This window comes from Streptomyces sp. NPDC005576 (assembly GCF_042871745.1).
Classification (GTDB): domain Bacteria; phylum Actinomycetota; class Actinomycetes; order Streptomycetales; family Streptomycetaceae; genus Streptomyces.
This window is the reverse complement of the sequence record NZ_JBIAJC010000005.1, coordinates 95,858-122,653: the sequence shown is the minus strand read 5'-3', so window position 1 is coordinate 122,653 and position 26,796 is coordinate 95,858. Positions and strand designations below refer to the sequence as shown.

The following is a 26,796-nucleotide window of genomic DNA, read 5'->3' as shown; positions in this document are numbered from 1 at the left end:
GCTCGCGCCCCGTATGGCACACTGGCCAGGTTGCTCGGTTGAGTGTCAATGCTGCGCGCCTCCCGCCGGGAGGACCGGAAGCGAGTCCCACAGTACTCGTCGGCCCTGAATGGGTCGGAAGTACGGGAATCTTCCGGGAAGCGTCAGAGGGGCATAGACCAGGCACCCGGTGGGCGTTCCGCCCCCGATCTGCTCTTCATTGAGCGCAGCGCGGTCCTCGGGCCCGCACCCCCTTGGTTGGGATCTCCTTCGGGAGATGTTCGTAGAGGGGATGCGACACGCCCGACCGCGTGGGTCGGATGCGGAGGTCAGGAGAACCCCCGGGTTCCAGAGCGTTTCGAGAGACAGGACTACTAGTAGCCATGGCGGGACAGAAGATCCGCATCCGGCTCAAGGCCTACGACCACGAGGTCATCGACTCCTCGGCGAAGAAGATCGTCGAGACGGTGACCCGCACTGGTGCGTCGGTCGCGGGCCCGGTGCCGCTGCCCACTGAGAAGAACGTGTACTGCGTCATCAAGTCGCCGCACAAGTACAAGGACTCGCGCGAGCACTTCGAGATGCGCACGCACAAGCGCCTCATCGACATTCTCGACCCCACGCCGAAGACGGTTGACTCGCTGATGCGTCTCGACCTGCCGGCCGGCGTCGACATCGAGATCAAGCTCTGAGGTGACGCGCGAGATGGCTAAGAACATTAAGGGCGTCCTGGGCGAGAAGCTCGGCATGACCCAGGTCTGGGACGAGAACAACCGGGTTGTCCCGGTGACCGTCGTCAAGGCCGGGCCCTGTGTCGTCACCCAGGTCCGCACCAACGACAACGACGGCTACGAGTCGGTCCAGATCGCCTTCGGCGAGATCGACCCGCGCAAGGTGAACAAGCCCCTCAAGGGCCACTTCGCCAAGGCCGACGTGACCCCCCGCCGCCACCTGGTGGAGCTCCGCACCCCTGACGCCAGCGAGTACACGCTGGGCCAGGAGGTCACTGCCGAGGTGTTCGAGTCCGGCGTCAAGGTTGACGTCACGGGCAAGAGCAAGGGCAAGGGCTTCGCCGGTGTCATGAAGCGTCACAACTTCAAGGGCCTCGGCGCCGGTCACGGCGTCCAGCGCAAGCACCGTTCCCCCGGTTCGATCGGTGGCTGTGCCACCCCTGGGCGTGTCTTCAAGGGCATGCGCATGGCCGGTCGCATGGGTAACGAGCGCGTCACCACCCAGAACCTGACCATCCACGCGGTTGACGCGGAGAAGGGTCTGCTCCTCATCAAGGGCGCGGTCCCCGGTCCGAACGGCGGCCTCGTACTGGTCCGTACCGCGGCCAAGGGGGCTTGAGGTAATGAGCACCATTGACATCCTTTCGCCGGCAGGCGACAAGGCCGGTACCGTCGAGCTCCCCGCGGAGATCTTCGACGCGAAGACCAGCGTTCCGCTGATCCACCAGGTCGTTGTCGCACAGCTGGCTGCTGCCCGTCAGGGCACGCACAAGACCAAGCGTCGCGGCGAAGTCCGTGGTGGTGGCCGCAAGCCGTACCGCCAGAAGGGCACCGGCCGCGCCCGCCAGGGTTCGACCCGCGCACCGCAGTTCGCCGGCGGTGGCGTCGTCCACGGCCCGCAGCCGCGTGACTACTCGCAGCGCACCCCGAAGAAGATGAAGGTCGCCGCCCTCCGCGGTGCCCTCTCGGACCGGGCGCGTCACTCCCGCATCCACGTCATCACCGGCGTGGTCGAGGGTGGGATCTCCACCAAGGCCGCCAAGACGCTGTTCGGCAAGATCTCGGAGCGCCCCAACCTGCTCCTGGTCGTCGACCGCGCCGACGAGGCCGCGTGGTTCTCCGCGCGCAACCTGCCCCAGGTGCACATCCTGGACCCGGGCCAGCTCAACACGTACGACGTGATCGTCTCTGACGACGTGGTCTTCACCCAGGCCGCTTTCGAGTCCTTCGTGTCTGGCCCCCAGACCGCTGAGACCGAAGGGAGCGACGCCTGATGAGCGAGGCGACCGTTACCAGCAAGACGTACTCGGACCCGCGCGACATCCTCGTGAAGCCGGTCGTGTCCGAGAAGAGCTACGCGCTGCTCGACGAGAACAAGTACACGTTCATCGTCGCGCCGGGCTCCAACAAGACCCAGATCAAGCAGGCCGTCGAAGCGGTCTTCTCGGTCAAGGTCACCGGGGTCAACACGATCAACCGGCAGGGTAAGCGCAAGCGGACCAAGACCGGCTTCGGCAAGCGCTCCGACACGAAGCGCGCCATCGTGACCCTCGCCGAGGGCGACCGTATCGACATCTTCGGCGGCCCGACCTCCTGACGGAGGTAGGGACGTCCAGGATCCGGAATATTTCCGAGGACTGAGAAAACATGGGTATCCGCAAGTACAAGCCGACGACGCCGGGCCGTCGTGGCTCCAGCGTTGCCGACTTTGTCGAGATCACGCGGTCCACGCCGGAGAAGTCGCTGGTCCGCCCCCTGCACAGCAAGGGCGGCCGTAACAACGCCGGTCGTGTGACCGTTCGCCACCAGGGTGGTGGCCACAAGCGCGCCTACCGCGTGATCGACTTCCGTCGTCACGACAAGGACGGCGTGCCGGCCAAGGTCGCGCACATCGAGTACGACCCCAACCGCACCGCGCGCATCGCGCTCCTGCACTACGCGGACGGCGAGAAGCGTTACATCGTCGCCCCGAAGGGCCTGAAGCAGGGCGACCGTGTCGAGAACGGCCCGGCCGCCGACATCAAGCCCGGTAACAACCTGGCGCTGCGCAACATCCCGGTCGGTACGACCATCCACGCCATCGAGCTGCGGCCCGGCGGCGGCGCGAAGTTCGCCCGTTCCGCAGGTGCCTCCGTGCAGCTGCTGGCGAAGGAGGGCACGATGGCCCACCTTCGTATGCCTTCCGGCGAAATCCGGCTGGTCGACGCACGCTGCCGCGCCACCATCGGTGAGGTCGGCAACGCCGAGCAGTCGAACATCAACTGGGGCAAGGCCGGCCGTATGCGCTGGAAGGGCGTACGCCCGACCGTCCGCGGTGTCGCGATGAACCCGGTTGACCACCCGCACGGTGGTGGTGAAGGCAAGACCTCCGGTGGTCGTCACCCGGTCTCGCCGTGGGGTCAGAAGGAAGGTCGTACTCGCTCGCCGAAGAAGGCATCGAGCAAGTACATCGTCCGCCGCCGCAAGACGAACAAGAAGCGCTAGGAGCGGGTTTAGATGCCGCGCAGTCTCAAGAAGGGGCCTTTCGTCGACGGACACCTCATCAAGAAGGTGGACGTACAGAACGAAGCAGGCACCAAGAACGTCATCAAGACCTGGTCCCGTCGCTCGATGATCATCCCGGCCATGCTGGGTCACACCATCGCGGTGCACAACGGCAAGATCCACGTCCCGGTGTTCGTCACCGAGTCGATGGTCGGCCACAAGCTCGGCGAGTTCTCGCCGACTCGCACCTTCCGCGGCCACGTCAAGGACGACCGGAAGTCGAAGCGCCGCTAACGCGGGGTGGAAACGACTATGACTCACACCGAAGGGACAACCATGGAAGCCAGGGCCCAGGCGCGGTACATCCGCGTCACGCCCATGAAGGCCCGCCGAGTGGTGGACCTCATCCGTGGCATGGATGCCACGGAGGCTCAGGCGGTCCTGCGTTTCGCCCCGCAGGCCGCGAGCGTGCCGGTTGGCAAGGTGCTCGACAGCGCCATCGCCAACGCTGCACACAACTACGACCACCCTGACGCCTCTTCGCTGGTCATCAGCGAGGCGTACGTGGACGAGGGCCCGACCCTGAAGCGGTTCCGTCCGCGTGCTCAGGGCCGTGCCTACCGGATCCGTAAGCGGACCAGCCACATCACCGTGGTCGTCAGCAGCAAGGAAGGAACCCGGTAATGGGCCAGAAGGTAAACCCGCACGGGTTCCGACTCGGCATTACCACGGACTTCAAGTCCCGTTGGTATGCCGACAAGCTGTACAGCGACTACGTCAAGGAAGACGTCGCCATTCGTCGCATGATGACGAAGGGCATGGAGCGCGCCGGCATCTCGAAGGTGGAGATCGAGCGCACCCGTGACCGCGTCCGCGTCGACATCCACACCGCTCGTCCGGGCATCGTCATCGGCCGCCGCGGCGCCGAGGCGGACCGCATCCGCGGCGAGCTGGAGAAGCTGACCGGCAAGCAGGTCCAGCTGAACATCCTCGAGGTCAAGAACCCCGAGGTGGACGCTCAGCTGGTGGCCCAGGCCGTCGCCGAGCAGCTCTCCTCCCGCGTCTCCTTCCGTCGCGCCATGCGTAAGAGCATGCAGAGCTCGATGAAGGCCGGCGCCAAGGGCATCAAGATCCAGTGCGGTGGCCGCCTCGGCGGCGCCGAGATGTCCCGCTCGGAGTTCTACCGCGAGGGCCGCGTGCCCCTGCACACGCTCCGTGCGAACGTCGACTACGGCTTCTTCGAGGCCAAGACGACCTTCGGCCGCATCGGCGTGAAGGTCTGGATCTACAAGGGCGACGTCAAGAACATCGCCGAGGTCCGCGCCGAGAACGCTGCTGCCCGCGCAGGCAACCGCCCGGCCCGTGGCGGCACTGACCGCCCGGCCGGCCGCGGTGGCGCCCGTGGTGGCGAGCGTGGCGGTCGTGGACGCAAGCCGCAGCAGCCCGGTTCGGTAGCGGAGGCCCCCAAGGCTGACGCTCCCGCCGCCGCTGCTCCGGCTGCTGAGAGCACCGGAACGGAGGCCTGACCGAAATGCTGATCCCCCGTAGGGTCAAGCACCGCAAGCAGCACCACCCGAAGCGCAGCGGTATGTCCAAGGGTGGCACGCAGGTTGCGTTCGGCGAGTACGGCATCCAGGCGCTGACCCCGGCGTACGTGACGAACCGCCAGATCGAGGCAGCTCGTATCGCGATGACCCGCCACATCAAGCGTGGCGGCAAGGTCTGGATCAACATCTACCCGGACCGTCCCCTGACGAAGAAGCCCGCCGAAACCCGCATGGGTTCCGGTAAGGGTTCTCCCGAGTGGTGGATCGCGAACGTCAAGCCCGGACGGGTGATGTTCGAGCTGTCCTACCCGAACGAGAAGATTGCTCGTGAGGCGCTTACCCGCGCTGCTCACAAGCTTCCGATGAAGTGCCGGATTGTTCGGCGCGAGGCAGGTGAGTCGTGATGTCGGTCGGTACCAAGGCGTCCGAGCTGCGCGAACTGGGCGACGAGGAGCTCCTCAACAAGCTCCGCGAAGCCAAGGAAGAGCTGTTCAACCTCCGCTTCCAGGCGGCAACTGGTCAGCTCGAGAACCACGGTCGGCTCAAGTCCGTCCGTAAGGACATCGCGCGGATCTACACCCTGATGCGTGAGCGCGAGCTGGGCATCGAAACGGTGGAGAGCGCCTGATGAGCGAGAAGACTGTGACTGAGACCAACACCGACCGCGGCTTCCGCAAGACCCGTGAGGGTCTCGTCGTCAGCGACAAGATGGACAAGACCGTCGTCGTCGCCGTCGAGGACCGCGTGAAGCACGCCCTGTACGGCAAGGTCATCCGCCGTACGAACAAGCTCAAGGCTCACGACGAGCAGAACACTGCCGGCGTCGGCGACCGCGTCATCATCATGGAGACGCGTCCGCTGTCCGCCTCGAAGCGGTGGCGCATCGTCGAGATCCTCGAGAAGGCCAAGTAATTCCTGAGGGGTTCCCCTCAGGTCGGTTCCGCCAGGCTCGGTGAGGGAGCTCCGTAAGACACTTACGGAGCTCCCCGCCGGGAACCGGCAGACGATCAGGAGATAGACGTGATCCAGCAGGAGTCGCGACTTCGCGTCGCCGACAACACGGGTGCGAAGGAAATCCTCACCATCCGTGTTCTCGGTGGTTCGGGTCGCCGCTACGCGGGCATCGGTGACGTCATCGTCGCCACCGTCAAGGACGCGATCCCCGGCGGTAACGTGAAGAAGGGTGACGTCGTCAAGGCCGTCATCGTTCGCACCGTCAAGGAGCGTCGTCGTCAGGATGGCTCGTACATCCGCTTCGACGAGAACGCAGCCGTCATTCTGAAGAACGACGGCGACCCCCGCGGCACCCGCATCTTCGGCCCGGTGGGCCGGGAGCTGCGCGAGAAGAAGTTCATGAAGATCATCTCGCTCGCGCCGGAGGTGCTGTAAGCATGAAGATCAAGAAGGGCGACCTGGTTCAGGTCATCACCGGTAAGGACAAGGGCAAGCAGGGCAAGGTCATCGTTGCCTACCCTGCTCAGGACCGCGTCCTCGTCGAGGGTGTCAACCGGGTCAAGAAGCACACCAAGGCCGGTCAGACGGCTCGCGGTTCGCAGACCGGCGGCATCGTCACCACTGAGGCCCCGATTCACGTCAGCAACGTTCAGCTGGTTGTGGAGAAGGACGGCAACAAGGTCGTCACCCGCGTCGGCTACCGCTTTGACGACGAGGGCAACAAGGTCCGCGTTGCCAAGCGGACTGGTGAGGACATCTGATGACTGCCACCACTGCGCCGCGTCTCAAGACGCGCTACCGCGAGGAAATCGCCGGCAAGCTGCGTGAGGAGTTCTCCTACGAGAACGTCATGCAGATTCCCGGCCTGGTCAAGATCGTGGTCAACATGGGTGTGGGCGACGCCGCCCGCGACTCCAAGCTGATCGACGGCGCCGTGCGCGACCTCACCACGATCACCGGCCAGAAGCCTGCCGTTACCAAGGCCCGCAAGTCCATCGCGCAGTTCAAGCTGCGCGAGGGCCAGCCGATCGGCTGCCACGTCACCCTTCGTGGTGACCGGATGTGGGAGTTCCTGGACCGTACGCTGTCGCTCGCGCTGCCGCGTATCCGTGACTTCCGTGGTCTGTCGCCGAAGCAGTTCGACGGCCGTGGTAACTACACCTTCGGTCTCACGGAGCAGGTCATGTTCCACGAGATCGACCAGGACAAGATCGACCGGGTCCGGGGCATGGACATCACCGTGGTCACCACGGCGACCAACGACGACGAGGGTCGTGCCCTCCTTCGTCACCTCGGCTTCCCGTTCAAGGAGAACTGACCGTGGCGAAGAAGTCCCTGATCGCTAAGGCCGCCCGCAAGCCGAAGTTCGGCGTCCGCGGGTACACCCGCTGCCAGCGCTGCGGCCGGCCCCACTCCGTCTACCGCAAGTTCGGCCTGTGCCGCGTGTGCCTTCGTGAGATGGCTCACCGTGGCGAGCTGCCGGGCGTGACCAAGAGCTCCTGGTAATTTCCCCTCGCCCTTTGGGCGTTGGGAAACCCGGAGACTCTCGGTAAGCATCTGAGCGGCAGGAGCCCCTCCTTTCATGCCGTAGGCTAGAAGGGTTGGGCGCCTGCCGCCCAAGACCGACTTACTACGCCGTAGGTCCCCGCACCGCACCCGTCCCGCCACTGAGTGGGGAGAGGGATGGCGCATACAGGAAACCCCGGCGAGAGAGGCCGAAGGCCAACTCATGACCATGACTGATCCGATCGCAGACATGCTCACGCGTCTGCGTAACGCGAACTCGGCGTACCACGACTCCGTCGTGATGCCGCACAGCAAGATCAAGTCGCACATCGCGGAGATCCTCCAGCAGGAGGGCTTCATCACCGGCTGGAAGGTCGAGGACGCCGAGGTTGGCAAGAACCTCGTTCTCGACCTGAAGTTCGGTCCGAACCGCGAGCGCTCGATCGCCGGCATCAAGCGAATCTCGAAGCCGGGTCTGCGTGTGTACGCAAAGTCCACCAACCTGCCGAAGGTCCTCGGCGGCCTGGGCGTGGCGATCATCTCCACGTCCCACGGTCTCCTGACCGGCCAGCAGGCCAGCAAGAAGGGCGTAGGTGGGGAAGTCCTCGCCTACGTCTGGTAGTCGGGAATCGGAGGAATAGCTCATGTCGCGAATCGGCAAGCTCCCCATCCAGGTTCCCGCCGGTGTGGACGTCACCATCGATGGCCGCACGGTCGCGGTGAAGGGGCCCAAGGGCTCCCTCTCGCACACCGTTGCCGCGCCGATCGAGGTCACCAAGGGTGAGGACGGCGTTCTGAACGTCGTCCGCCCGAACGACGAGCGTCAGAACAAGGCCCTTCACGGCCTGTCCCGCACGCTGGTGGCGAACATGATCACCGGCGTGACCCAGGGATACAGCAAGGCGCTCGAAATCAGCGGTGTCGGTTACCGCGTCCAGGCGAAGGGCTCCAACCTGGAGTTCGCCCTGGGCTACAGCCACCCGATCCTCATCGAGGCTCCGGATGGCATCACCTTCAAGGTCGAGTCGCCCACGAAGCTCAGCGTCGAGGGCATCGACAAGCAGAAGGTCGGCGAGGTAGCCGCCAACATCCGCAAGCTGCGGAAGCCCGACCCGTACAAGGCCAAGGGCGTCAAGTACGCGGGCGAGGTCATCCGCCGCAAGGTCGGAAAGGCTGGTAAGTAGCCATGGCATACGGCGTGAAGATCGCCAAGGGCGACGCGTACAAGCGCGCTGCCCGCAAGCGGCGCCACATCCGCGTCCGCAAGCACGTCTCCGGTTCGCCGGAGCGTCCCCGCCTGGTCGTGACGCGTTCCAACCGTCACATCGTGGCCCAGGTCATCGACGACATCGCGGGCCACACGCTCGCGTCGGCGTCGACCCTGGACGTCTCGATCCGCAACGGTGAGGGCGACAAGAGCGCCCTTGCCCAGCAGGTCGGGGCCCTGGTCGCCGAGCGCGCCAAGGCCGCAGGCGTCGAGGCCGTCGTGTTTGACCGCGGTGGTAACCAGTACGCCGGGCGGATTGCCGCTCTGGCTGACGCCGCCCGTGAAGCCGGGCTGAAGTTCTAAGCCCCGGTTCCTACGCACAGCGGACGTAACAGAGAGAGGTAATTCCAATGGCTGGACCCCAGCGCCGCGGAAGCGGTGCCGGTGGCGGCGAGCGGCGGGACCGGAAGGGCCGTGACGGTGGCCCCAGCGCCGCCGAGAAGACCGCGTACGTTGAGCGCGTTGTCGCGATCAACCGCGTCGCCAAGGTTGTGAAGGGTGGTCGTCGCTTCAGCTTCACCGCGCTGGTCGTGGTGGGCGATGGTGACGGCACCGTAGGTGTCGGTTACGGCAAGGCCAAGGAAGTTCCCGCGGCCATCGCCAAGGGTGTCGAGGAAGCCAAGAAGTCCTTCTTCAAGGTTCCGCGCATCCAGGGCACGATTCCTCACCCGATCACGGGCGAGAAGGCTGCGGGCGTCGTTCTGCTCAAGCCTGCTTCCCCCGGTACCGGCGTTATCGCCGGTGGTCCGGTGCGTGCCGTGCTCGAGTGCGCCGGCGTCCACGACATCCTGTCGAAGTCGCTCGGTTCTTCCAACGCGATCAACATCGTGCACGCGACCGTGGCGGCCCTCCAGGGCCTGCAGCGTCCCGAGGAGATCGCGGCCCGCCGCGGTCTGCCCCTCGAGGACGTCGCCCCCGCGGCTCTGCTCCGTGCACGTGCCGGGGCTGGTGCGTAATGGCCAGCCTCAAGATCACGCAGACGAAGTCGTACATCGGTAGCAAGCAGAACCACCGCGACACCCTGCGTTCGCTCGGGCTCAAGCGCCTGCACGACGTGGTTGTCAAGGAGGACCGCCCCGAGTTCCGCGGAATGGTTCACACCGTCCGCCACCTCGTGACGGTTGAGGAGGTTGACTGACATGGCGGAGAACAGCCCGCTGAAGGCCCACAACCTCCGGCCTGCCCCGGGCGCCAAGACCGCCAAGACCCGTGTGGGTCGTGGTGAGGCGTCCAAGGGTAAGACCGCAGGTCGTGGTACCAAGGGAACGAAGGCTCGTTACCAGGTTCCGCAGCGCTTCGAGGGTGGCCAGATGCCCCTCCACATGCGCCTGCCGAAGCTCAAGGGCTTCAAGAACCCGTTCCGCACGGAGTACCAGGTCGTGAACCTGGACAAGCTCGCGACGCTCTACCCCGAGGGTGGAGAGGTCACGGTGGCCGACCTGGTCGCCAAGGGCGCCGTGCGCAACAACCACCTCGTCAAGGTCCTCGGACAGGGCGAGATCTCCGTGGCGCTGCAGGTTTCGGTTGACGCCGTCTCCGGCTCCGCCAAGGAGAAGATTGCCGCCGCCGGCGGCAGCGTCACCGAGCTCGTCTGAGACAACTCGGACAACTCGATGGTCTGAACACCCGACCGGGGATGCCTCTTCAAGAGGCATCCCCGGTTGGTCGTTCCTAGGGGGGCATGGTCGCCGGTAAGGTGGCGTGCGTCGTGTGTGCTAAACCCGCGGGCACTCCCCCGGGGACACGCTGACTTTTTTGTATCCCGTCTTATCCGTCGAACCTCAAGACCGTCACCTCTACGCATAGCGCGGGGGTCGCAGGAGGCACCGTGCTCACCGCGTTCGCCCGGGCGTTCAAGACGCCCGACCTGCGCAAGAAGCTGCTCTTCACGCTCGGCATCATCGTTCTCTATCGGCTCGGGGCCCACATCCCCGTACCGGGAGTGAGTTACGAGAACGTCCAGACCTGTATCGACCAGGCCAGCAAGGGCAACAACAGCCTCTTCGGTCTGGTCAACATGTTCAGCGGTGGTGCACTGCTGCAGATCACGATCTTCGCGCTCGGCATCATGCCGTACATCACGGCCAGCATCATTCTTCAGCTGCTGACCGTGGTCATCCCCCGACTGGAGGCCCTCAAGAAGGAGGGACAGTCCGGGACGACCAAGATCACCCAGTACACGCGTTACCTCACGGTCGCGCTGGCCATCCTCCAGGGCACCGGCCTCGTGGCCACCGCCCGCAGCGGCGCGCTCTTCAGCAGCTGCTCGGTGGGCGACCAGATCGTCCCCAACTCGTCGATCTTCACCACGATCGTCATGGTCGTCACGATGACCGCCGGCACCGCCTGCGTCATGTGGCTCGGTGAGCTGATCACGGACCGCGGCATCGGCAACGGCATGTCGATCCTGATGTTCATCTCGATCGCCGCCAGCTTCCCGAGCGCCCTGTGGGCCATCAAGGAGAGCGGCAAGCTCGCCGACGGCTGGATCGAGTTCGGCACGGTCATCATCATCGGCATGGTGATGGTCGGCCTCGTCGTCTTCGTCGAGCAGGCGCAGCGCCGCATCCCGGTCCAGTACGCGAAGCGCATGATCGGGCGCCGTTCCTACGGCGGTACGTCCACGTACATCCCGCTCAAGGTGAACCAGGCGGGCGTCATCCCCGTCATCTTCGCCTCGTCGCTGCTCTACATCCCGGCTCTGATCGTCCAGTTCTCCAACTCCAACGCGGGCTGGGCGAACTGGATCAAGGACCACTTCGTCAAGGGCGACCACCCGTACTACATCGCGTCCTACTTCCTCCTGATCGTCTTCTTCGCGTTCTTCTACGTGGCGATCTCGTTCAACCCCGAAGAAGTAGCCGACAACATGAAGAAGTATGGTGGGTTCATCCCGGGTATCCGGGCAGGTCGACCTACAGCCGAGTATCTGAGCTACGTGCTCAACAGGATCACTTGGCCGGGCTCGCTGTACTTGGGTCTGATCGCTCTGGTGCCGACAGTGGCGTTGGCAGGCTTCGGCGGTGCGAACCAGAACTTCCCGTTCGGCGGGACGAGCATCCTCATCATCGTGGGTGTGGGTCTGGAAACCGTGAAGCAGATCGAGAGTCAGCTCCAGCAGCGCAATTACGAAGGGTTCCTCCGCTGATGCGAATCGTCCTCGTCGGGCCTCCTGGTGCCGGCAAGGGAACGCAGGCCGCGTACCTTGCCAAGAACCTGTCGATTCCGCACATCTCCACGGGCGACCTCTTCCGCGCCAACATCAGCCAGGGCACCGACCTTGGCAAGCAGGCCCGCGCCTTCATGGACGCGGGGCAGCTGGTGCCGGACGAGGTGACCATCGGGATGGCCAAGGACCGCATGTTCCAGCCGGACGCGGTCAACGGCTTCCTGCTCGATGGCTTCCCGCGCAACGTCGGCCAGGCCGAGGCGCTGGACGAGATGCTCAAGAGCGAGGGCCTCGCCCTCGACGCGGTACTCGACCTTGAGGTCCCCGAGGACGAGGTCGTGAAGCGGATCGCGGGTCGCCGCATCTGCCGCAACGACAGTTCGCACGTCTTCCACATCGCGTACAACCAGCCGAAGACCGAGGGCGTCTGCGACGCCTGCGGCGGCGAGCTGTACCAGCGGGACGACGACAGCGAGGAGACGGTCCGCACGCGTCTCGAGGTCTACCACTCGCAGACCGAGCCGATCATCGACTACTACCGCGAGCAGGGACTGGTCGTGACCATCCCCGCCCTCGGCAAGGTCACCGAGGTGACCGAGCGGGCCATGGCGGCGCTCAAGTCCGACGAGGGCTGAGCACCACCCACGCAGTAACTTCCACAGCCGGCCGCGGTGCCCCAGGGCGCCGCGGCCGGCTGTTTGTCGCCGTATCGTGGATCTACGGCTACCCCCCGTCTTCCCGAGACGCCCGTCCTCCAGTGACGCCCGTCTTCCCGTGACGCAGATGCAGAGAGGCGCCCAGCAATGGTGCAGATCAAGACCCCGGAGCAGATCGCCAAGATGCGTGAGGCGGGCCTGGTGGTCGCCGCCATTCACGCCGCCACCCGCGAGGCCGCCGTGCCGGGCGCTTCCACCCACGACCTGGACCAGGTCGCGCGCAAGGTGATCGCCGACCACGGGGCGAAGTCGAACTTCCTCGGGTACGGCGGGTTCCCCGCGACCATCTGCACCTCGGTCAACGACGTGGTGGTCCACGGCATCCCGGACGAGAAGACCGTCCTCAAGGACGGCGACATCATCTCCATCGACTGCGGCGCGATCGTGGACGGCTGGCACGGCGACGCCGCGTACACCGCCTTCGTCGGCACCGGACACGCTCCGGAGCTGTTCGAGCTCTCCCGGGTGACCGAGGAGTCGATGTGGGCCGGCATCGCCGCGATGAAGGTGAACAACCGCCTCCTCGACATCTCCAGGGCGATCGAGGGCTACATCCGCCGCCAGCCCCGCCCGGCCACCGGCAAGTACGGGATCATCGAGGACTACGGCGGCCACGGCATCGGCACCGAGATGCACATGGACCCGCACCTGCTGAACTACGTCTCGCGCAAGCGGGGCAAGGGCATCAAGCTGGTCCCCGGCGTCTGCCTGGCGATCGAGCCGATGGTCTCGCTCGGCACCGCGCAGACGAAGGTGCTCAGCGACGACTGGACCGTGCTCACCACCGACGGCAGCTGGTCCTCCCACTGGGAGCACTCCATCGCGCTCACGGAGGCGGGCCCGCTCGTGCTGACCGCCCCGGACGGCGGCCGGGAGAAGCTCGCGCAGTACGGCATCGAGGCCGCGCCGGACCCGCTGGCCTGAGCCGCGGTCCCCTCCGCCGGACACTGCGTGGCCCACTGGGGCATAAGGATCACCGGCGGTGGGCAAACTTGACGGATTCGTCTTTTGGGGTCCGCTGACGTAGACTGACTCGTCGGCTCTCGTGCATCCGTGTGTCCGCACACGGCAGAGCGGGAGTCGATCAAGGTAGCCGATTCGAAGGGCGAAGCGTGGCCAAGAAGCAAGGTGCCATCGAAATCGAGGGCACCGTGATCGAGTCCCTCCCGAACGCGATGTTCCGGGTGGAACTCCAGAACGGTCACAAAGTCCTCGCGCACATCAGCGGCAAGATGCGGATGCACTACATCCGTATCCTCCCCGATGACCGGGTCGTGGTGGAGCTCTCTCCGTACGACCTGACGCGTGGCCGGATCGTCTACCGGTACAAGTAGATCTTGCCCCCATCCCGCTTCGGCGTGGTGATGGCACTGACCCGGAGAACCTGACATCCCATGAAGGTCAAGCCGAGCGTCAAGAAGATCTGCGACAAGTGCAAGGTGATCCGCCGTCACGGCCGGGTCATGGTCATCTGCGAAAACCTGCGCCACAAGCAGCGCCAGGGCTGACGCACGACCCCCTGCATCTCGCAGTTCTTCGCGCGACGCACGTAATTCGTACATACGCAGTGCCCGTCCAAGCCACGGCTGACGACACCTCCGGCGGGGGCCGGGGACCCGGGCGTACCACCGTCTCGTTCGAGCGGTCGGCGGTCGGGAGCGGCACTGTGGAAGACCCCCGATATGACAACTGGAGCCATTGAATGGCACGCGTTTCAGGTGTTGACATCCCGCGCGAAAAGCGCGTGGAGGTTGCCCTCACCTACGTCTTCGGCATCGGGCGCACCCGGTCCAAGGAGATCCTCGCCGCGACCGGCGTCGACCCGAACACCCGCGTTCGCGACCTGGCCGAAGAGGACCTCGTCAAGATCCGCGAGTTCGTCGATGCCAACCTGCGCACCGAGGGTGACCTCCGCCGCGAGATCCAGGGCGACATCCGCCGCAAGATCGAGATCGGCTGCTACCAGGGCATTCGCCACCGTCGTGGCCTGCCGGTGCACGGTCAGCGCACCAGCACGAACGCGCGTACCCGCAAGGGCCCGCGTCGCGCCATCGCCGGTAAGAAGAAGCCGGGCAAGAAGTAGTCCTCAGCGGACGTACTGCGCGGTCCGGGTCTCCGGCCGAGCAGCAATCAGCGGTCTTCGCTGTAGGACCGATCACCTCCCCTCTCCATCTGGAGTAAGACATGCCCCCCAAGGGTCGTCAGGGCGCAGCCAAGAAGGTGCGTCGCAAGGAAAAGAAGAACGTCGCTCACGGGCACGCCCACATCAAGAGCACGTTCAACAACACCATCGTCTCGATCACGGACCCCTCGGGCAACGTGATCTCCTGGGCCTCCGCCGGCCACGTCGGCTTCAAGGGCTCGCGCAAGTCCACCCCCTTCGCCGCGCAGATGGCCGCCGAGTCGGCCGCCCGCCGCGCGCAGGAGCACGGCATGCGCAAGGTTGACGTCTTCGTCAAGGGTCCGGGCTCCGGCCGCGAGACCGCGATCCGCTCCCTCCAGGCCACGGGCCTGGAGGTCGGTTCGATCCAGGACGTCACCCCGACGCCGCACAACGGCTGCCGTCCGCCGAAGCGTCGCCGCGTCTGACGCATGACGGCCGGTGACGGCCGTCTGTGTTCGCGCACACCTGTGGGACCGGGCGGTACCTCCCTTCTGGGGCGTACCGCCCGTACCCTTGTTGTATCTGTCGGGCATCAAATAGTGGGTGCCCACGACTGAAGGACATCAGCATGCTGATCGCCCAGCGCCCGTCGCTGACCGAAGAGGTCGTCGACGAGTTCCGCTCCCGGTTCGTCATCGAGCCGCTGGAGCCCGGTTTCGGTTACACCCTCGGCAACTCCCTGCGCCGTACCCTCCTCTCCTCGATCCCCGGTGCCGCTGTCACCAGCATCCGGATCGACGGAGTCCTGCACGAGTTCACCACCGTGCCGGGCGTCAAGGAGGACGTGACCGACCTCATCCTCAACATCAAGCAGCTGGTCGTCTCCTCGGAGCACGACGAGCCGGTCGTGATGTACCTGCGCAAGCAGGGTCCCGGCCTGGTCACCGCTGCCGACATCGCGCCGCCGGCCGGCGTCGAGGTCCACAACCCGGACCTCGTCCTTGCCACGCTGAACGGCAAGGGCAAGCTGGAGATGGAGCTGACCGTCGAGCGCGGTCGCGGCTACGTCTCCGCCGTCCAGAACAAGCAGGCGGGCCAGGAGATCGGCCGTATCCCGGTCGACTCCATCTACTCGCCGGTGCTCAAGGTCACGTACAAGGTCGAGGCGACCCGTGTCGAGCAGCGCACCGACTTCGACAAGCTGATCGTCGACGTCGAGACCAAGCAGGCCATGCGTCCCCGTGACGCCATGGCGTCGGCCGGTAAGACCCTGGTCGAGCTGTTCGGTCTGGCGCGCGAGCTCAACATCGACGCCGAGGGCATCGACATGGGCCCGTCGCCCACGGACGCCGCGCTCGCCGCCGATCTGGCGCTGCCGATCGAAGAGCTGGAGCTCACGGTCCGCTCGTACAACTGCCTCAAGCGCGAGGGCATCCACTCCGTGGGTGAGCTCGTGGCGCGTTCCGAGGCCGACCTGCTCGACATCCGCAACTTTGGTGCGAAGTCGATCGACGAGGTCAAGGCGAAGCTGGCCGGCATGGGCCTGGCCCTCAAGGACAGCCCGCCCGGATTCGACCCGACCGCCGCCGCCGACGCCTTCGGCGCCGACGACGACGCGGACGCGGGCTTCGTCGAGACCGAGCAGTACTAGAACGCCTCCGGCCGGGGCGCGCGGGTTTTTGACCGGGCGCCCCGGACCGGGGTGAGGGTTCTGTCCTCGATCGCCGGACGGGCTGTCATGGCCGGTCCGTGAGGACGTGGTCCTCGATCGCCGGACGGGCTGATGTCGTGGCCCGTCCGTGAGGACCCCCGGGTCCTCGTCCCATGGACTTCCGCGGAGCGACCGCTTCACGGGAACTGACACCGGTACCTGATACGGCCGGTGCAGCACACAAGGAGAAACACCATGCCGCGTCCCGCCAAGGGTGCACGTCTGGGCGGCAGCGCCGCGCACGAGCGTCTGCTGCTCGCGAACCTCGCGAAGTCGCTGTTCGAGCACGGCCGCATCACGACGACCGAGGCCAAGGCCCGTCGTCTGCGCCCCGTCGCCGAGCGTCTCGTCACGAAGGCGAAGAAGGGCGACATCCACAACCGTCGCCTGGTGCTCCAGACGATCACGGACAAGAGCATCGTCCACACGCTCTTCACCGAGATCGCCCCCCGGTACGAGAACCGCCCCGGTGGTTACACCCGTATCACCAAGATCGGCAACCGTCGTGGCGACAACGCCCCGATGGCGGTCATCGAGCTCGTCGAGGCCCTGACCGTGGCCCAGCAGGCCACCGGCGAGGCCGAGGCCGCCACCAAGCGTGCGGTCAAGGAAGACGCGGCCAAGACCGAGGCCGTCGAGGACACCAAGCCGGCCGAGGACGCCAAGCCGGCCGAGGACGCCAAGCCGGCCGAGGACGCCAAGCCGGCCGAGGCCGACACGGAGTCCAAGGACGCCTGATCGTTCTGAGACCACTGGCGGGCCCGCATCACCCTTCGGGGCGGTGCGGGCCCGTTCCGTTTCCGATGGGGATTGAGAGGATGCGCGGGTGAGCGACGAGCCAGAGGCCGGTGCGGTACGCGTACGGCTGGACCTGTCCTACGACGGCAAGGACTTCTCCGGCTGGGCGAAGCAGACGTCCCGGCGGACGGTGCAGGGGGAGATCGAGGACGCACTGCGTACGGTGACCCGCTCCACGCGGACGTACGACCTGACGGTGGCGGGGCGTACGGACGCCGGGGTGCACGCCCGGGGGCAGGTCGCGCACGTCGATCTGCCGGCCGAGGTGTGGGAGGAACACCGGGAGAAGCTGCTGCGCCGGATGGCGGGGCGGCTTCCGCTGGACGTACGGATCTGGCGGGCCGCCGAGGCCCCGGCGGGGTTCAACGCCCGCTTCTCGGCGATGCACCGGCGGTACGCCTACCGGGTGGCCGACCGGCCCGGCGGGGTGGACCCGCTGACGCGTGGCCATGTGCTCTGGCACGACCGGCCGTTGGACGTCGACGCGATGAACGAGGCGGCGGCACCGATGGTCGGCGAGCACGACTTCGCCGCGTACTGCAAGAAGCGCGAGGGGGCCACCACCATTCGCACGCTGCAGAAGCTCCAGTGGACACGTGACGAGGGATCGGGCGTCCTCACCGCGACCGTGCAGGCGGACGCCTTCTGCCACAACATGGTGCGCGCGCTGATCGGCGCCGCCCTGTTCGTGGGTGACGGCCGGCGCCCCGCCCCCTGGCCCGCCGAGGTGCTGGCGGCCCGGGTGCGGGACCCCGGCGTCCACGTGGTGAAGCCGCACGGGCTCACCCTGGAGGAAGTGGCGTACCCGGCTGACGAGTTGCTGGCCGCCCGGGCCAAGGAGGCACGTAACGTCCGCTCGTTGCCCGACGGGAGCGTGGACCCGGACGGCTTCGGCTGCTGCTGAGGCGGCGTCACCCGCGCGCCGGGAGTGCCTACTTCCCCTTGAGGGCCTTGGCGGCCCTCCGCAGCAGCCCCTGCTTGCGGGGGGCCGGCACCGGGGCCGGGGTCTCCACCCGGAGCGAGAGGTCGCGGTGCGGCCGGGTCCAGTACGGGGTGATGGTGCGGGCCGGGTCGGCGGGGTGCGGGCCCGCGGCGAGCTCCTCGGAGACCTCGGCCGTGCGGGCCCGGCCCAGCCGGGCGGTCTTCGTCCAGCCGAGCGCGGTGAGCCGGACGTAGAGGTCCCACGGGCCGTCGTCGAGCGCGGAGCCGCCGGCGGCCGAGGCAGGGTCCAGCTCGGCCGTACCGGCGACGGTGAGGCCGCCGTCGATCGTGCGGTGCACCTCGGACGTCGTGGCCAGGCGGTACTCGGCACCGGTGTCGCGCTCCCGCAGGACCAGCGTGACAGTGGCCTTCTCCGGCACCGCGCCGCCTGTCAGCGACTCCCCGGCGAACCGGTCCAGCACGGTCTGCGGCAGTCCGGCCGGGGCCAGGGTGTGGCGGCCGTCTTCGCCGGTGACCACGCCCACCGGGCCGTCGGCCGCACGCGGGGTGCCGGTGAACGACACCCGCAAGACCCCGTCCTCCAGGCGCTCGAAGCCGGTCAGGGAGGGCTCGCAGGCGAGGGAACGGTCCCAGCGGGCGAGCCGGACCACGTCCTCGGGCCGGTCGTCCTCGATGAGGCCGACGGTGACGCGCCGGGCCAGCGGCAGCCCGGCCACCGCCCCCGCCGACGCCCGGCCCGCCAGCGCGGTCCGGATGTCCCTGACCAGGGCGAGCCGGTCGTCCTCCTCCATGTCCCAGAAAGCCTTGCCGCCGATGCGGTCCAGCACCTCGACGCGGAGCCAGCGGCGGTGCAGCCGGTCGCGGGCGGGCCCCGGCTCGGAGAGGGCGTCGGTGGCCTTCATCAGATCGGCTACCGACGCGTAGAAGTCGGCGGGGGCGGGCGCCGGGGCGGTCCGCTTCGGACCGTAGTGGTAGCAGACGTGACCGCCCAGCACCGAGACGTGGACGGCACGCAGATACGCCTCCGCCGCCAAGGCGTGGTCCGCGAGCGGGCGGTCCCCGGCGGAGAATCGCAGCGCGTGCCGGAGCAGGAAGGCGCGGTCGTACAGCTTGTTGACCGTGAGGCTGTCGGCCAGCGGGTCCTTGGCGAGGACGGCGCGCGGCCGGTCGCGGACGAACAGCTCCTTGGGCAGCGACCGGTCCTTGCCCGCGTACTTCCCGACCACGATGTCGGTGTCGTTGGCCATGCCGTACGCGTACATCCGCTCCAGCGCCCCCGGGGCGAGGCGATCGCCCGGCTCCATGAAGAGGACGTAGTCGCCCCTCGCGGCGTCGATCCCGGCGTTGCGGGGCTCGGCACCGGCCGCCGGGCGCACCTCTCCGTCCCCGTCCCCGACGAGGACCGTCTCGAACTCCTCCTGCGGGAGGCTCTGCGCGGTCAGCGAGGCGAGGGTCTCGTGGAGCGCCTCCGGGGTGGCCCCTGCGGTCGGTACGACGACGCTTACCTTCGGCGGCCGGGGGCGCGGGGCGTCGGTGGTGGGGGTGACGGTGAGAGCCAGCCCGGTGCCCGTACCCAGGGCGTCCGCGGCGAGGACGGGCCCGGTGCGGTGCCCGGCCAGGACCTCGCCGGCGGGCAGCGCGGACTCGTCGGCACCGGCGTTGCCGAGCGGCACCGTACGGTCGAATCCGGCGCCCATCACCCGGACGCGCACCTCCCAGGTGCCGGCGGCGAGCGGGCTGCCACCCGCGCCGCGCACCGGGTCGAGCGAGGCGGTGCCCCGCAGCACGGGCCGCACCAGCACACCGCCGTCCGCGCCGGTCTCCTCCTCCAGGGTGAGCGAGGTGGTGGAGGGCGCCGGCCACAGATGCGCGGTCCCGGTGTGCCGGAGCAGGACGTCGACCCGGAACGACTTCAGCTCCCCGGTCACGTCGACCGGCTCGTCGAGGACCCCGTCGGTGAGGGCCGGCGCGAGCACGTACCGGTCGCCCCGGCGGGCCAGCAACAGCCCCGGCCCGTCCTCGCCCTCCGCGAAGCGGGCGGTGAACGCGACCTTCAGCCGGTCGCGGTCCCACCGGGCCGCGCCGACCGTGGTGCGCGCGGTCAGATCGGTCTGCCGGAGGGTGTACTCGGTCAGCTCGGCGGGCCTGTTCCGCCGCAGCAGATCCGAGCGGACCCGCTGGTTGGCGGCGAGGGAGGCGTGCACCCCGTCCGTGACGAAGGTGTCGGCCAGCTCCCGGACCGCCTCGAAGGGGTCGCCGTCGAACCGCGGGTCGATGACCGCGCCGCGCGCCGGAACACCGAGCCGGCCGAGCATCTCGCCCCGGTAGAAGCGCCGCAGCAACCGGTCGCGGTCCGGGCCGGGGTCGGTGCCGTCGGCCACCGTGCCCATGATCTCGCGGAGGTTGGCGTAGTACCGGCGCGGGTCCATCGCCCGGGTACCGGCGTTCGCCGCGTCGTCGCGTGCCCAGTACGTGTAGCAGACGTAGTCGCCCAGCACCGAGACGACCTCGGCCTTGAGATACGAGCGGACCATGAAGAGCTGGTCCTCCAGGATCCACGGACCCTCGGGGTGCACGATGCCGTGCTCCCGCAGGAACGCCGTCCGGAACATCTTGTGCGGGGTGAGGCTGTCGATCAGCGGGGCGGTCCGCACGGTGCACTTCTCGCGGGTGGTGCTCATCAGGCCGTACGGCACGCCCCGGCTGGTGAAGTTGCTGGCGACCTTACCGATGACGATGTCCGAGCCGTTGCGGGCCGCCATCGCGTACAGGCGCTCCAGCGCCTCGGGGGCCATCAGATCGTCGTGGTCCACGAACTGGACGTACTCTCCGCGCGCCTGCTCGACGCCGATGTTCCGCGGCCTGCCGGGCCACCCCGAGTTGGGGATGGAGGTGGTACGTAAGTGGGCGTGCGTGGCGGCCAGTTCGGCCAGCCGGGCCGGGGTGTCGTCGGTGGAGCCGTCGTCGACGAAGAGGACCTCGAACTCGTCGGGCGACAGCGTCTGGTCCAGCATCGAGCGGACCAGCGGTTCGATGTGGCTCCCCGAGTTGTACGTCGGGACAACCACCGTCACCTTGACCGTCACAGCCCACCCCAGACTCGTCGCCGCCCCGCGTACCGGGCGGATGAACCGAACCCTATACAAGGAGGCCGTGGAGGTGGCCGCGGCGCGGGTGGGTGCGTGGGGCAAGGAAGTTGACGGACAGCCAGGTCGTACGGGGAGCGTCGGCCGGACAGTTCGGGCGAACCGGGTGGATCGGCCGGGTCAGGCGGTGGGGGCCGCCGCAGCCGCCGCGGAGGCCTGCGCCTCGCCCCGGTGCCGGATCTGGTGGAAGGTGAAGTTGGTCAGGTCGTCGCCGGCCGTGTACACGGCCTTGTCGTCCTTGGTGACGTTCCTCCCGTCGGTGAAGCCGCTCACCGAGAAGTACGCGTACCGGCCGTACGAGTTCGCCGTGCGGCGGCAGACCACGCCGGCCCGGCAGAAGGTCGGCACACCGCCGCCGCTGAGCGAGGCGACCCCGCCCGCCGACTCCTCGACGGCCTTCTTCGCCTGCGCGTCGGTGCCGAAGACCGCGACCCCGACCGTGACGGCGACGCCGTCCCTGGTGTAGGTGGCGCGGATCAGCTGGTCGCAGCCGTTCCGGGCGAGGACCGCGCCCAGTGCGCCCTGGGTGCCCGCGGCGCACTGCGTGGTGCGGGCCGTCGGGCCCTTGAGGTGGACGCGGTCGCCGGAGGTGAGCTTCTTCCCCGGGAAGAAGCCGTCCACCGTGATCGGCAGCTTGTCCTTCCCCTCGTCCGAGATGAAGTCCATCGGGTCCGGCGGGGGAGCGGGAGCCACCGAGGAGAAGGAGGGGGCCGGTTCCGCGGACTCCGGCGGCAGATCCGCCGGACCCGGCAGCGCGCTCGCGCTCGGACCGGCCTCCGGATCACCCTTGCCCGTCGACACGACCGCGGTCGCCACGATCGCCGCGACGGCCGCCGTGGCCAGCACGCCGCCCCCGATCAGCAGCCACTTCCGGCGCCGGCTCTTCGCCGCGGACTCCTCGGCCAGTGCCGCCCAGTCCGGAGTCCCACTGCCCCCGGGCCCCCAGGAGGGCCCCCCATGCCCAAAGCTCATGGGGCGCATCCTAATGCCGCGCCCGGCAAGCATTGCCGCGTCGCAGACATTGCCGGGCCCGGCACCGGCCCGGTCACGGACCGGGTCCCGGGCCTCCCCGGGAATCCGTTTGGGTCACGGAGCCCCCGCACCCGACAATGCGGGTATGGGACATCTCGAAGCGGGCCATCTGGAGTACTACCTACCGGACGGGCGGGTGCTGCTCGGCGACGCTTCGTTCCGGGTCGCGGACGGTGCCGTGGTGGCCCTCGTCGGCGCCAACGGAGCCGGCAAGACGACACTGCTGCGCCTGCTCTCCGGCGAGCTCCAGCCGCACGGCGGCACGGTGTCGGTGAGCGGCGGCCTCGGTGTGATGGGCCAGTTCGTCGGCTCCGTACGCGACGGGCAGACCGTCCGTGACCTGCTGGTGTCCGTGGCGCACCCGCAGATCCGGGCCGCCGCGCAGGCCGTGGACGCCGCCGAGGAACTGATCCTCACCGTCGACGACGAGGCCGCGCAGATGAAGTACGCGCAGGCCCTCAGCGACTGGGCGGAGGTGCGCGGCTACGAGGCGGAGACCCTCTGGGACATGTGCACCATGGCCGCGCTCGGTGTCCCGTACGACAAGGCGCAATACCGCGAGGCACGCACCCTCAGCGGCGGCGAGCAGAAGCGCCTGGTCCTCGAAGCGCTGCTGCGCGGACCCGACGAGGTGCTCCTCCTCGACGAGCCGGACAACTACCTCGACGTCCCCGGCAAGCGCTGGCTGGAGGGGAAGCTCAAGGAGACCCGCAAGACGGTCCTCTTCGTATCCCACGACCGGGAGCTGCTCTCCCGGGCCGCCGAGAAGATCGTCAGCGTCGAGCCCGGCGCGGCCGGCAGCGACGTCTGGGTGCACGGTGGCGGCTTCGACACCTACCACCAGGCCCGCAAGGACCGGTTCGCCCGCTTCGAGGAGCTGCTGCGCCGCTGGCAGGAGGAGCACGCCAGGCTGCGCGCCCTCGTGCTGCGGATGCGGCAGCAGGCGGCCATCAGCCCCGACATGGCCAACCGGTACCACGCCATGCAGACGCGCTTCAAGAAGTTCGAGGACGCCGGGCCGCCGCCCGAGCCGCCCCGCGAGCAGGACATCCGGATGCGGCTGCGCGGCGGACGCACCGGCGTGCGCGCGGTGACCTGTACGCGGCTGGAGCTGACCGGGCTCATGAAACCCTTCGACCTGGAGATCTTCTACGGGGAGCGGGTCGCCGTCCTCGGTTCCAACGGCTCCGGCAAGTCGCACTTCCTGCGGCTGCTCGCCGGGGAGCCGGTCCCGCACACCGGGGAGTGGAAGCTCGGCGCCCGCGTGGTCGCCGGCCACTTCGCCCAGACCCACGCCCACCCGGAACTCCGCGGCAAGACCCTGGTGGAGATCCTCTGGAGCGAGCAGGCCAAGGACCGGGGCGCCGCGATGGGCGTGCTGCGCCGGTACGAGCTGGAGCGCCAGGGCGACCAGCCCTTCGAGAAGCTCTCCGGCGGCCAGCAGGCCCGTTTCCAGATCCTGCTGCTGGAGCTGGCGGGCACCACAGCCCTGCTGCTGGACGAGCCCACCGACAACCTGGACCTGGAGTCCGCCGAGGCGCTCCAGGAGGGCCTGGAGGCGTACGACGGGACCGTGATGGCCGTCACCCACGACCGCTGGTTCGCGAAGTCCTTCGACCGCTACCTCGTCTTCGGCTCGGACGGTGTGGTGCGCGAGACGACCGAGCCGGTCTGGGACGAACGACGCGTCGAGCGGGCCCGCTGAGGGCGTCCGCGCGCCCGACACGCTCGGCGGTCTCCGTCCGGGACCTCCGTCCGGGGCATCCGGACGGCCGTCGTCGGCGTGTCCCACGGGGCGGCCGGAGCCCGGTCCGCCCCGGAATCACGGGGTTCGGCGGGGCCGGGGGAGGGCCATTTTGACCCGTGCGGGGGGCCCCGGGTAGTCTTCGGGTTTGTTATGCGTATTGGCTTGGTCGTTCTCACGCGAGGGGCCCTTACGCCGGTCCACCGGGCCGATGACCAGCGGCAGGCACTCGGGTTGCGTCCCCGCAGCGCCGCCAAGGCTGGTGTGATCGTCCGGGTGGCCTTGTCAGGACTCCACTCACTGAAGAAGCGAAGGCTACGACCGTGCGTACGTACAGCCCCAAGCCCGGAGATGTGACGCGCCAGTGGCACGTCATCGACGCTCAGGACATCGTCCTGGGTCGTCTGGCCACCACGGCTGCGAACCTCCTCCGAGGCAAGCACAAGGCGATTTACGCCCCCCACATGGACATGGGCGACTTCGTCATCATCATCAACGCCGACAAGGTTCACCTGTCCGGCAACAAGAAGACCCAGAAGATGGCGTACCGCCACTCGGGCTTCCCGGGTGGTCTCCGCTCGGTCCGCTACGACGAGCTGCTCTCCAAGAACCCGGAGAAGGCCGTCGAGAAGGCCATCAAGGGCATGATCCCCAAGAACACCCTGGGCCGGCAGATGCTGTCGAAGCTCAAGGTGTACGCGGGTGACCAGCACCCGCACGCTGCGCAGCAGCCGGTCCCGTACGAGATCACCCAGGTCGCGCAGTAGTTCCGGCCTCCCCCTAAGACCATAAGAAAGATCTGAGGAGAATCGTGGCCGAGACCACTGTTGAGACCGTCGAGGGCACCGAGGGCGAGGAGACCTTCGCCGAGGTGACCACCTTCGAGTCCGAGGTCCCCGTCGAGGGTGAGTACACCTCCGAGTCGCTCGCCGGCCGCTTCGGCGACCCGCAGCCCGCCGCCGGCCTTGGCCGTCGCAAGAACGCCATCGCCCGCGTCCGGATCGTTCCGGGCACCGGCAAGTGGAAGATCAACGGTCGCACCCTTGAGGACTACTTCCCCAACAAGGTGCACCAGCAGGAAGTCAACGAGCCCTTCAAGGTGCTCGAGCTCGACAACCGCTACGACGTCATCGCCCGCATCTCGGGTGGCGGCGTCTCGGGTCAGGCCGGCGCGCTGCGTCTCGGTGTGGCCCGCGCGCTGAACGAGGCGGACGTGGACAACAACCGCGCCACGCTGAAGAAGGCCGGCTTCCTCTCCCGCGACGACCGTGCGGTCGAGCGCAAGAAGGCCGGTCTCAAGAAGGCCCGTAAGGCTCCGCAGTACAGCAAGCGCTAAATCCCGCCTGCTCGTCTGCTTCACACGTTCGCCCCGGCGGCACACACCGTGCTGTCGGGGCGTTCGTTTATCGCCTCTCACGGGCGTATAACGGCATAAGACGTTCATCGGCGCATTCGGGCCCCGTTGGGTAGCGCATCCCTCGGGTCTGTGATGTGTGCGGTCTGCGCCCCTTTGCCCGTTGTTGATTGTTGTGCTTTTGCGGTTGTCGGAGCATTTCGGAGGACACCAGTGGGACGACTCTTCGGTACGGACGGCGTGCGCGGGGTCGCCAACGCGGATCTCACGGCCGAGCTGGCGCTCGGTCTGTCGGTCGCGGCGGCGCACGTACTCGCCGAGGCGGGCACCTTCGAGGGGCACCGTCCCACGGCCGTGGTCGGCCGTGATCCCCGGGCCTCCGGAGAGTTCCTCGAAGCCGCCGTGGTGGCCGGCCTCGCCAGCGCGGGCGTCGACGTCCTGCGGGTCGGTGTGCTGCCCACGCCGGCCGTGGCGTACCTCACCGGTGTGCTCGGCGCCGACATCGGCGTGATGCTCTCCGCCAGCCACAACGCCATGCCGGACAACGGGATCAAGTTCTTCGCACGCGGCGGCCACAAGCTCGCCGACGAGCTGGAGGACCGCATCGAGACCGTCTACGACCAGCACCGCACCGGCGCGCCCTGGGCCCGCCCCACCGGCTCCGGCGTGGGCCGCGTCACCGATTACACCGAGGGTTTCGAGCGGTACGTCGCCCACCTCATCGGCGTCCTGCCGAACCGGCTCGACGGCCTCAAGGTGGTGCTCGACGAGGCGCACGGTGCCGCCGCCTACGTCTCCCCGGAGGCGTTCGCCCGGGCCGGAGCGGAGGTCGTCACCATCGGTGCCGACCCCGACGGCCTCAACATCAACGACGGTTGCGGCTCCACCCACCTCGGCCTCCTCCAGGCCGCCGTGGTCGACCACGGCGCCGACTTCGGCATCGCGCACGACGGCGACGCCGACCGCTGCCTCGCCGTCGACGCCCAGGGCAACGAGATCGACGGCGACCAGATCCTCGCCGTCCTCGCCCTCGCGATGCGCGACGCGGGACAGCTGCGCGGCAACACCGTCGTCGGCACGGTCATGTCCAACCTCGGCTTCAAGATGGCCATGGAGCGCGAGGGCATCGAGCTCGTCCAGACCGCGGTCGGCGACCGGTACGTCCTTGAGGCCATGAAGGCCGAGGGGTACGCCCTCGGCGGCGAGCAGTCCGGGCACGTCATCGTGCTGGACCACGCCACGACTGGTGACGGCACCCTGACCGGTCTGATGCTGGCCGCCCGCGTCGCCGCCACCGGACGCACCCTCGCCGAGCTGGCGGGCGTCATGCAGCGCCTGCCGCAGGTCCTCGTCAACGTCCCGGACGTCGACAAGTCCCGCGTCTCCACCTCCGCAGAACTGGCCGCCGCCGTCGCCGAGGCCGAGCGCGAACTCGGCGCCACCGGCCGGGTCCTGCTCCGCAAGTCGGGCACCGAGCCGCTGGTACGCGTCATGGTGGAGGCCGCCGACTTCGGCCAGGCCCAGGCCATCGCGGGCCGGCTGGCCGACGTGGTGAAGTCCGCGCTGGGCTGAGCCCCCACCGCCGCCACTGCGGGACGGACGGCTCCGGCGG

General features: G+C 68.1%; 37 protein-coding genes. 35 read left to right on the top strand and 2 right to left on the bottom strand.

All coding sequences use genetic code 11. From position 1 onward, the window contains the following. Positions 1–362: 362 nt before the first annotated feature. From rpsJ to truA, 31 genes are all read left to right on the top strand, one after another. On the top strand, positions 363–671 hold the full coding sequence (gene rpsJ, locus ACFYPN_RS10645; RefSeq protein WP_003948644.1) for a 30S ribosomal protein S10: 309 nt from the start codon (positions 363–365) through the stop codon (positions 669–671). Between the two features lie 13 nt (positions 672–684). Continuing rightward, a complete protein-coding gene (rplC, locus tag ACFYPN_RS10640) occupies positions 685–1,329 on the top strand; it encodes a 50S ribosomal protein L3 (RefSeq protein WP_266705248.1) in 645 nt (214 codons plus the stop codon). A gap of 4 nt (positions 1,330–1,333) precedes the next feature. Beyond that, a complete protein-coding gene (gene rplD, locus ACFYPN_RS10635; RefSeq protein ID WP_358755892.1) occupies positions 1,334–1,984 on the top strand; it encodes a 50S ribosomal protein L4 in 651 nt (216 codons plus the stop codon). Next, complete coding sequence (gene rplW, locus ACFYPN_RS10630) at positions 1,984–2,307, top strand: 50S ribosomal protein L23 (RefSeq protein ID WP_275493822.1); 324 nt, start codon at positions 1,984–1,986, stop codon at positions 2,305–2,307. Before rplD ends, rplW begins: the two co-directional genes overlap by 1 nt. A 50-nt stretch (positions 2,308–2,357) precedes the next feature. After that, entirely contained in the window at positions 2,358–3,194 is an 837-nt protein-coding gene (gene rplB, locus ACFYPN_RS10625; protein ID WP_358755895.1) for a 50S ribosomal protein L2, read from the top strand. Between the two features lie 12 nt (positions 3,195–3,206). Beyond that, positions 3,207–3,488: a 30S ribosomal protein S19 gene (rpsS, locus tag ACFYPN_RS10620; protein WP_023539342.1), complete on the top strand. Its 282-nt coding sequence runs from the start codon at positions 3,207–3,209 to the stop codon at positions 3,486–3,488. Between the two features lie 42 nt (positions 3,489–3,530). Then, positions 3,531–3,878 (top strand): 50S ribosomal protein L22, encoded by a 348-nt coding sequence (gene rplV, locus ACFYPN_RS10615; protein ID WP_026290933.1) that lies wholly within the window; start codon positions 3,531–3,533, stop codon positions 3,876–3,878. Then, positions 3,878–4,720 carry a 30S ribosomal protein S3 gene (rpsC, locus tag ACFYPN_RS10610; RefSeq protein WP_358755897.1) on the top strand — a complete coding sequence of 281 codons (843 nt, stop codon included), beginning with the start codon at positions 3,878–3,880 and terminating at the stop codon, positions 4,718–4,720. The genes rplV and rpsC overlap by 1 nt, the downstream gene beginning before the upstream one ends. A 5-nt stretch (positions 4,721–4,725) precedes the next feature. Next, a complete protein-coding gene (gene rplP / locus ACFYPN_RS10605; protein ID WP_014047785.1) occupies positions 4,726–5,145 on the top strand; it encodes a 50S ribosomal protein L16 in 420 nt (139 codons plus the stop codon). Beyond that, complete coding sequence (gene rpmC, locus ACFYPN_RS10600; RefSeq protein WP_275493826.1) at positions 5,145–5,369, top strand: 50S ribosomal protein L29; 225 nt, start codon at positions 5,145–5,147, stop codon at positions 5,367–5,369. Before rplP ends, rpmC begins: the two co-directional genes overlap by 1 nt. Continuing rightward, positions 5,369–5,653: a 30S ribosomal protein S17 gene (gene rpsQ, locus ACFYPN_RS10595; protein WP_275493827.1), complete on the top strand. Its 285-nt coding sequence runs from the start codon at positions 5,369–5,371 to the stop codon at positions 5,651–5,653. Before rpmC ends, rpsQ begins: the two co-directional genes overlap by 1 nt. 108 nt (positions 5,654–5,761) lie before the next feature. Beyond that, positions 5,762–6,130, top strand: a complete 369-nt coding sequence (rplN, locus tag ACFYPN_RS10590) for a 50S ribosomal protein L14 (protein ID WP_003966950.1) — start codon at positions 5,762–5,764, stop codon at positions 6,128–6,130. Positions 6,131–6,132: 2 nt separating this feature from the next. Next, on the top strand, positions 6,133–6,456 hold the full coding sequence (rplX, locus tag ACFYPN_RS10585; RefSeq protein WP_275493828.1) for a 50S ribosomal protein L24: 324 nt from the start codon (positions 6,133–6,135) through the stop codon (positions 6,454–6,456). Next, positions 6,456–7,013, top strand: coding sequence for a 50S ribosomal protein L5 (gene rplE / locus ACFYPN_RS10580; protein ID WP_037688009.1), 558 nt, complete (start codon positions 6,456–6,458; stop codon positions 7,011–7,013). The genes rplX and rplE overlap by 1 nt, the downstream gene beginning before the upstream one ends. A gap of 2 nt (positions 7,014–7,015) precedes the next feature. Further along, a complete protein-coding gene (locus ACFYPN_RS10575; RefSeq protein ID WP_024491590.1) occupies positions 7,016–7,201 on the top strand; it encodes a type Z 30S ribosomal protein S14 in 186 nt (61 codons plus the stop codon). Positions 7,202–7,424: 223 nt separating this feature from the next. Beyond that, the gene (gene rpsH / locus ACFYPN_RS10570) at positions 7,425–7,823 is read left to right on the top strand and encodes a 30S ribosomal protein S8 (protein ID WP_266705211.1); all 399 of its coding nucleotides are present in this window, start codon (positions 7,425–7,427) and stop codon (positions 7,821–7,823) included. A gap of 22 nt (positions 7,824–7,845) precedes the next feature. Beyond that, on the top strand, positions 7,846–8,385 hold the full coding sequence (gene rplF, locus ACFYPN_RS10565; RefSeq protein ID WP_275493830.1) for a 50S ribosomal protein L6: 540 nt from the start codon (positions 7,846–7,848) through the stop codon (positions 8,383–8,385). Positions 8,386–8,387: 2 nt separating this feature from the next. Further along, positions 8,388–8,771 carry a 50S ribosomal protein L18 gene (gene rplR, locus ACFYPN_RS10560; RefSeq protein ID WP_358755902.1) on the top strand — a complete coding sequence of 128 codons (384 nt, stop codon included), beginning with the start codon at positions 8,388–8,390 and terminating at the stop codon, positions 8,769–8,771. A gap of 47 nt (positions 8,772–8,818) precedes the next feature. Next, positions 8,819–9,424 (top strand): 30S ribosomal protein S5, encoded by a 606-nt coding sequence (gene rpsE / locus ACFYPN_RS10555; protein ID WP_266705207.1) that lies wholly within the window; start codon positions 8,819–8,821, stop codon positions 9,422–9,424. Then, positions 9,424–9,606, top strand: a complete 183-nt coding sequence (gene rpmD, locus ACFYPN_RS10550; protein WP_219611742.1) for a 50S ribosomal protein L30 — start codon at positions 9,424–9,426, stop codon at positions 9,604–9,606. The genes rpsE and rpmD overlap by 1 nt, the downstream gene beginning before the upstream one ends. Before the next feature lies 1 nt (position 9,607). Beyond that, the gene (gene rplO / locus ACFYPN_RS10545) at positions 9,608–10,063 is read left to right on the top strand and encodes a 50S ribosomal protein L15 (RefSeq protein ID WP_358755904.1); all 456 of its coding nucleotides are present in this window, start codon (positions 9,608–9,610) and stop codon (positions 10,061–10,063) included. Between the two features lie 233 nt (positions 10,064–10,296). Then, complete coding sequence (secY, locus tag ACFYPN_RS10540; protein ID WP_358755906.1) at positions 10,297–11,616, top strand: preprotein translocase subunit SecY; 1,320 nt, start codon at positions 10,297–10,299, stop codon at positions 11,614–11,616. After that, complete coding sequence (locus ACFYPN_RS10535; protein WP_358755908.1) at positions 11,616–12,272, top strand: adenylate kinase; 657 nt, start codon at positions 11,616–11,618, stop codon at positions 12,270–12,272. The genes secY and ACFYPN_RS10535 overlap by 1 nt, the downstream gene beginning before the upstream one ends. 168 nt (positions 12,273–12,440) lie before the next feature. After that, a complete protein-coding gene (map, locus tag ACFYPN_RS10530; RefSeq protein WP_389297700.1) occupies positions 12,441–13,277 on the top strand; it encodes a type I methionyl aminopeptidase in 837 nt (278 codons plus the stop codon). Between the two features lie 188 nt (positions 13,278–13,465). After that, positions 13,466–13,687: a translation initiation factor IF-1 gene (infA, locus tag ACFYPN_RS10525; protein WP_014047798.1), complete on the top strand. Its 222-nt coding sequence runs from the start codon at positions 13,466–13,468 to the stop codon at positions 13,685–13,687. A gap of 60 nt (positions 13,688–13,747) precedes the next feature. Further along, positions 13,748–13,861 carry a 50S ribosomal protein L36 gene (gene rpmJ, locus ACFYPN_RS10520; protein WP_009740505.1) on the top strand — a complete coding sequence of 38 codons (114 nt, stop codon included), beginning with the start codon at positions 13,748–13,750 and terminating at the stop codon, positions 13,859–13,861. A 194-nt stretch (positions 13,862–14,055) separates the two neighbouring features. Then, a complete protein-coding gene (gene rpsM / locus ACFYPN_RS10515) occupies positions 14,056–14,436 on the top strand; it encodes a 30S ribosomal protein S13 (RefSeq protein WP_275493836.1) in 381 nt (126 codons plus the stop codon). Between the two features lie 101 nt (positions 14,437–14,537). Next, on the top strand, positions 14,538–14,942 hold the full coding sequence (gene rpsK / locus ACFYPN_RS10510; protein WP_003956432.1) for a 30S ribosomal protein S11: 405 nt from the start codon (positions 14,538–14,540) through the stop codon (positions 14,940–14,942). A gap of 143 nt (positions 14,943–15,085) precedes the next feature. Further along, entirely contained in the window at positions 15,086–16,108 is a 1,023-nt protein-coding gene (locus ACFYPN_RS10505) for a DNA-directed RNA polymerase subunit alpha (RefSeq protein WP_024755423.1), read from the top strand. 255 nt (positions 16,109–16,363) lie between these two features. Beyond that, entirely contained in the window at positions 16,364–16,906 is a 543-nt protein-coding gene (rplQ, locus tag ACFYPN_RS10500) for a 50S ribosomal protein L17 (RefSeq protein WP_389297698.1), read from the top strand. Between the two features lie 88 nt (positions 16,907–16,994). After that, entirely contained in the window at positions 16,995–17,870 is an 876-nt protein-coding gene (gene truA / locus ACFYPN_RS10495; RefSeq protein ID WP_389297696.1) for a tRNA pseudouridine(38-40) synthase TruA, read from the top strand. Between the two features lie 28 nt (positions 17,871–17,898). On the opposite strand, the gene ACFYPN_RS10490 is transcribed toward truA, so the two are convergent. Further along, positions 17,899–20,976, bottom strand: a complete 3,078-nt coding sequence (locus ACFYPN_RS10490; RefSeq protein WP_389297694.1) for a glycosyltransferase family 2 protein — start codon at positions 20,974–20,976, stop codon at positions 17,899–17,901. Between the two features lie 198 nt (positions 20,977–21,174). Next, the gene (locus ACFYPN_RS10485; protein WP_389297692.1) at positions 21,175–22,026 is read right to left on the bottom strand and encodes a hypothetical protein; all 852 of its coding nucleotides are present in this window, start codon (positions 22,024–22,026) and stop codon (positions 21,175–21,177) included. Positions 22,027–22,171: 145 nt separating this feature from the next. On the opposite strand from ACFYPN_RS10485, the gene ACFYPN_RS10480 reads away from it, so the two are divergent. The 4 genes from ACFYPN_RS10480 (at position 22,172) to glmM (ending at position 26,756) form a co-directional block, all read left to right on the top strand. After that, positions 22,172–23,791: an ATP-binding cassette domain-containing protein gene (locus tag ACFYPN_RS10480; RefSeq protein ID WP_358755924.1), complete on the top strand. Its 1,620-nt coding sequence runs from the start codon at positions 22,172–22,174 to the stop codon at positions 23,789–23,791. A 362-nt stretch (positions 23,792–24,153) separates the two neighbouring features. Next, complete coding sequence (gene rplM, locus ACFYPN_RS10475; protein ID WP_275493842.1) at positions 24,154–24,597, top strand: 50S ribosomal protein L13; 444 nt, start codon at positions 24,154–24,156, stop codon at positions 24,595–24,597. 44 nt (positions 24,598–24,641) lie between these two features. Beyond that, entirely contained in the window at positions 24,642–25,166 is a 525-nt protein-coding gene (gene rpsI / locus ACFYPN_RS10470) for a 30S ribosomal protein S9 (protein WP_266705178.1), read from the top strand. A 231-nt stretch (positions 25,167–25,397) separates the two neighbouring features. Then, on the top strand, positions 25,398–26,756 hold the full coding sequence (gene glmM, locus ACFYPN_RS10465; protein ID WP_358755927.1) for a phosphoglucosamine mutase: 1,359 nt from the start codon (positions 25,398–25,400) through the stop codon (positions 26,754–26,756). Positions 26,757–26,796 lie beyond the last annotated feature (40 nt).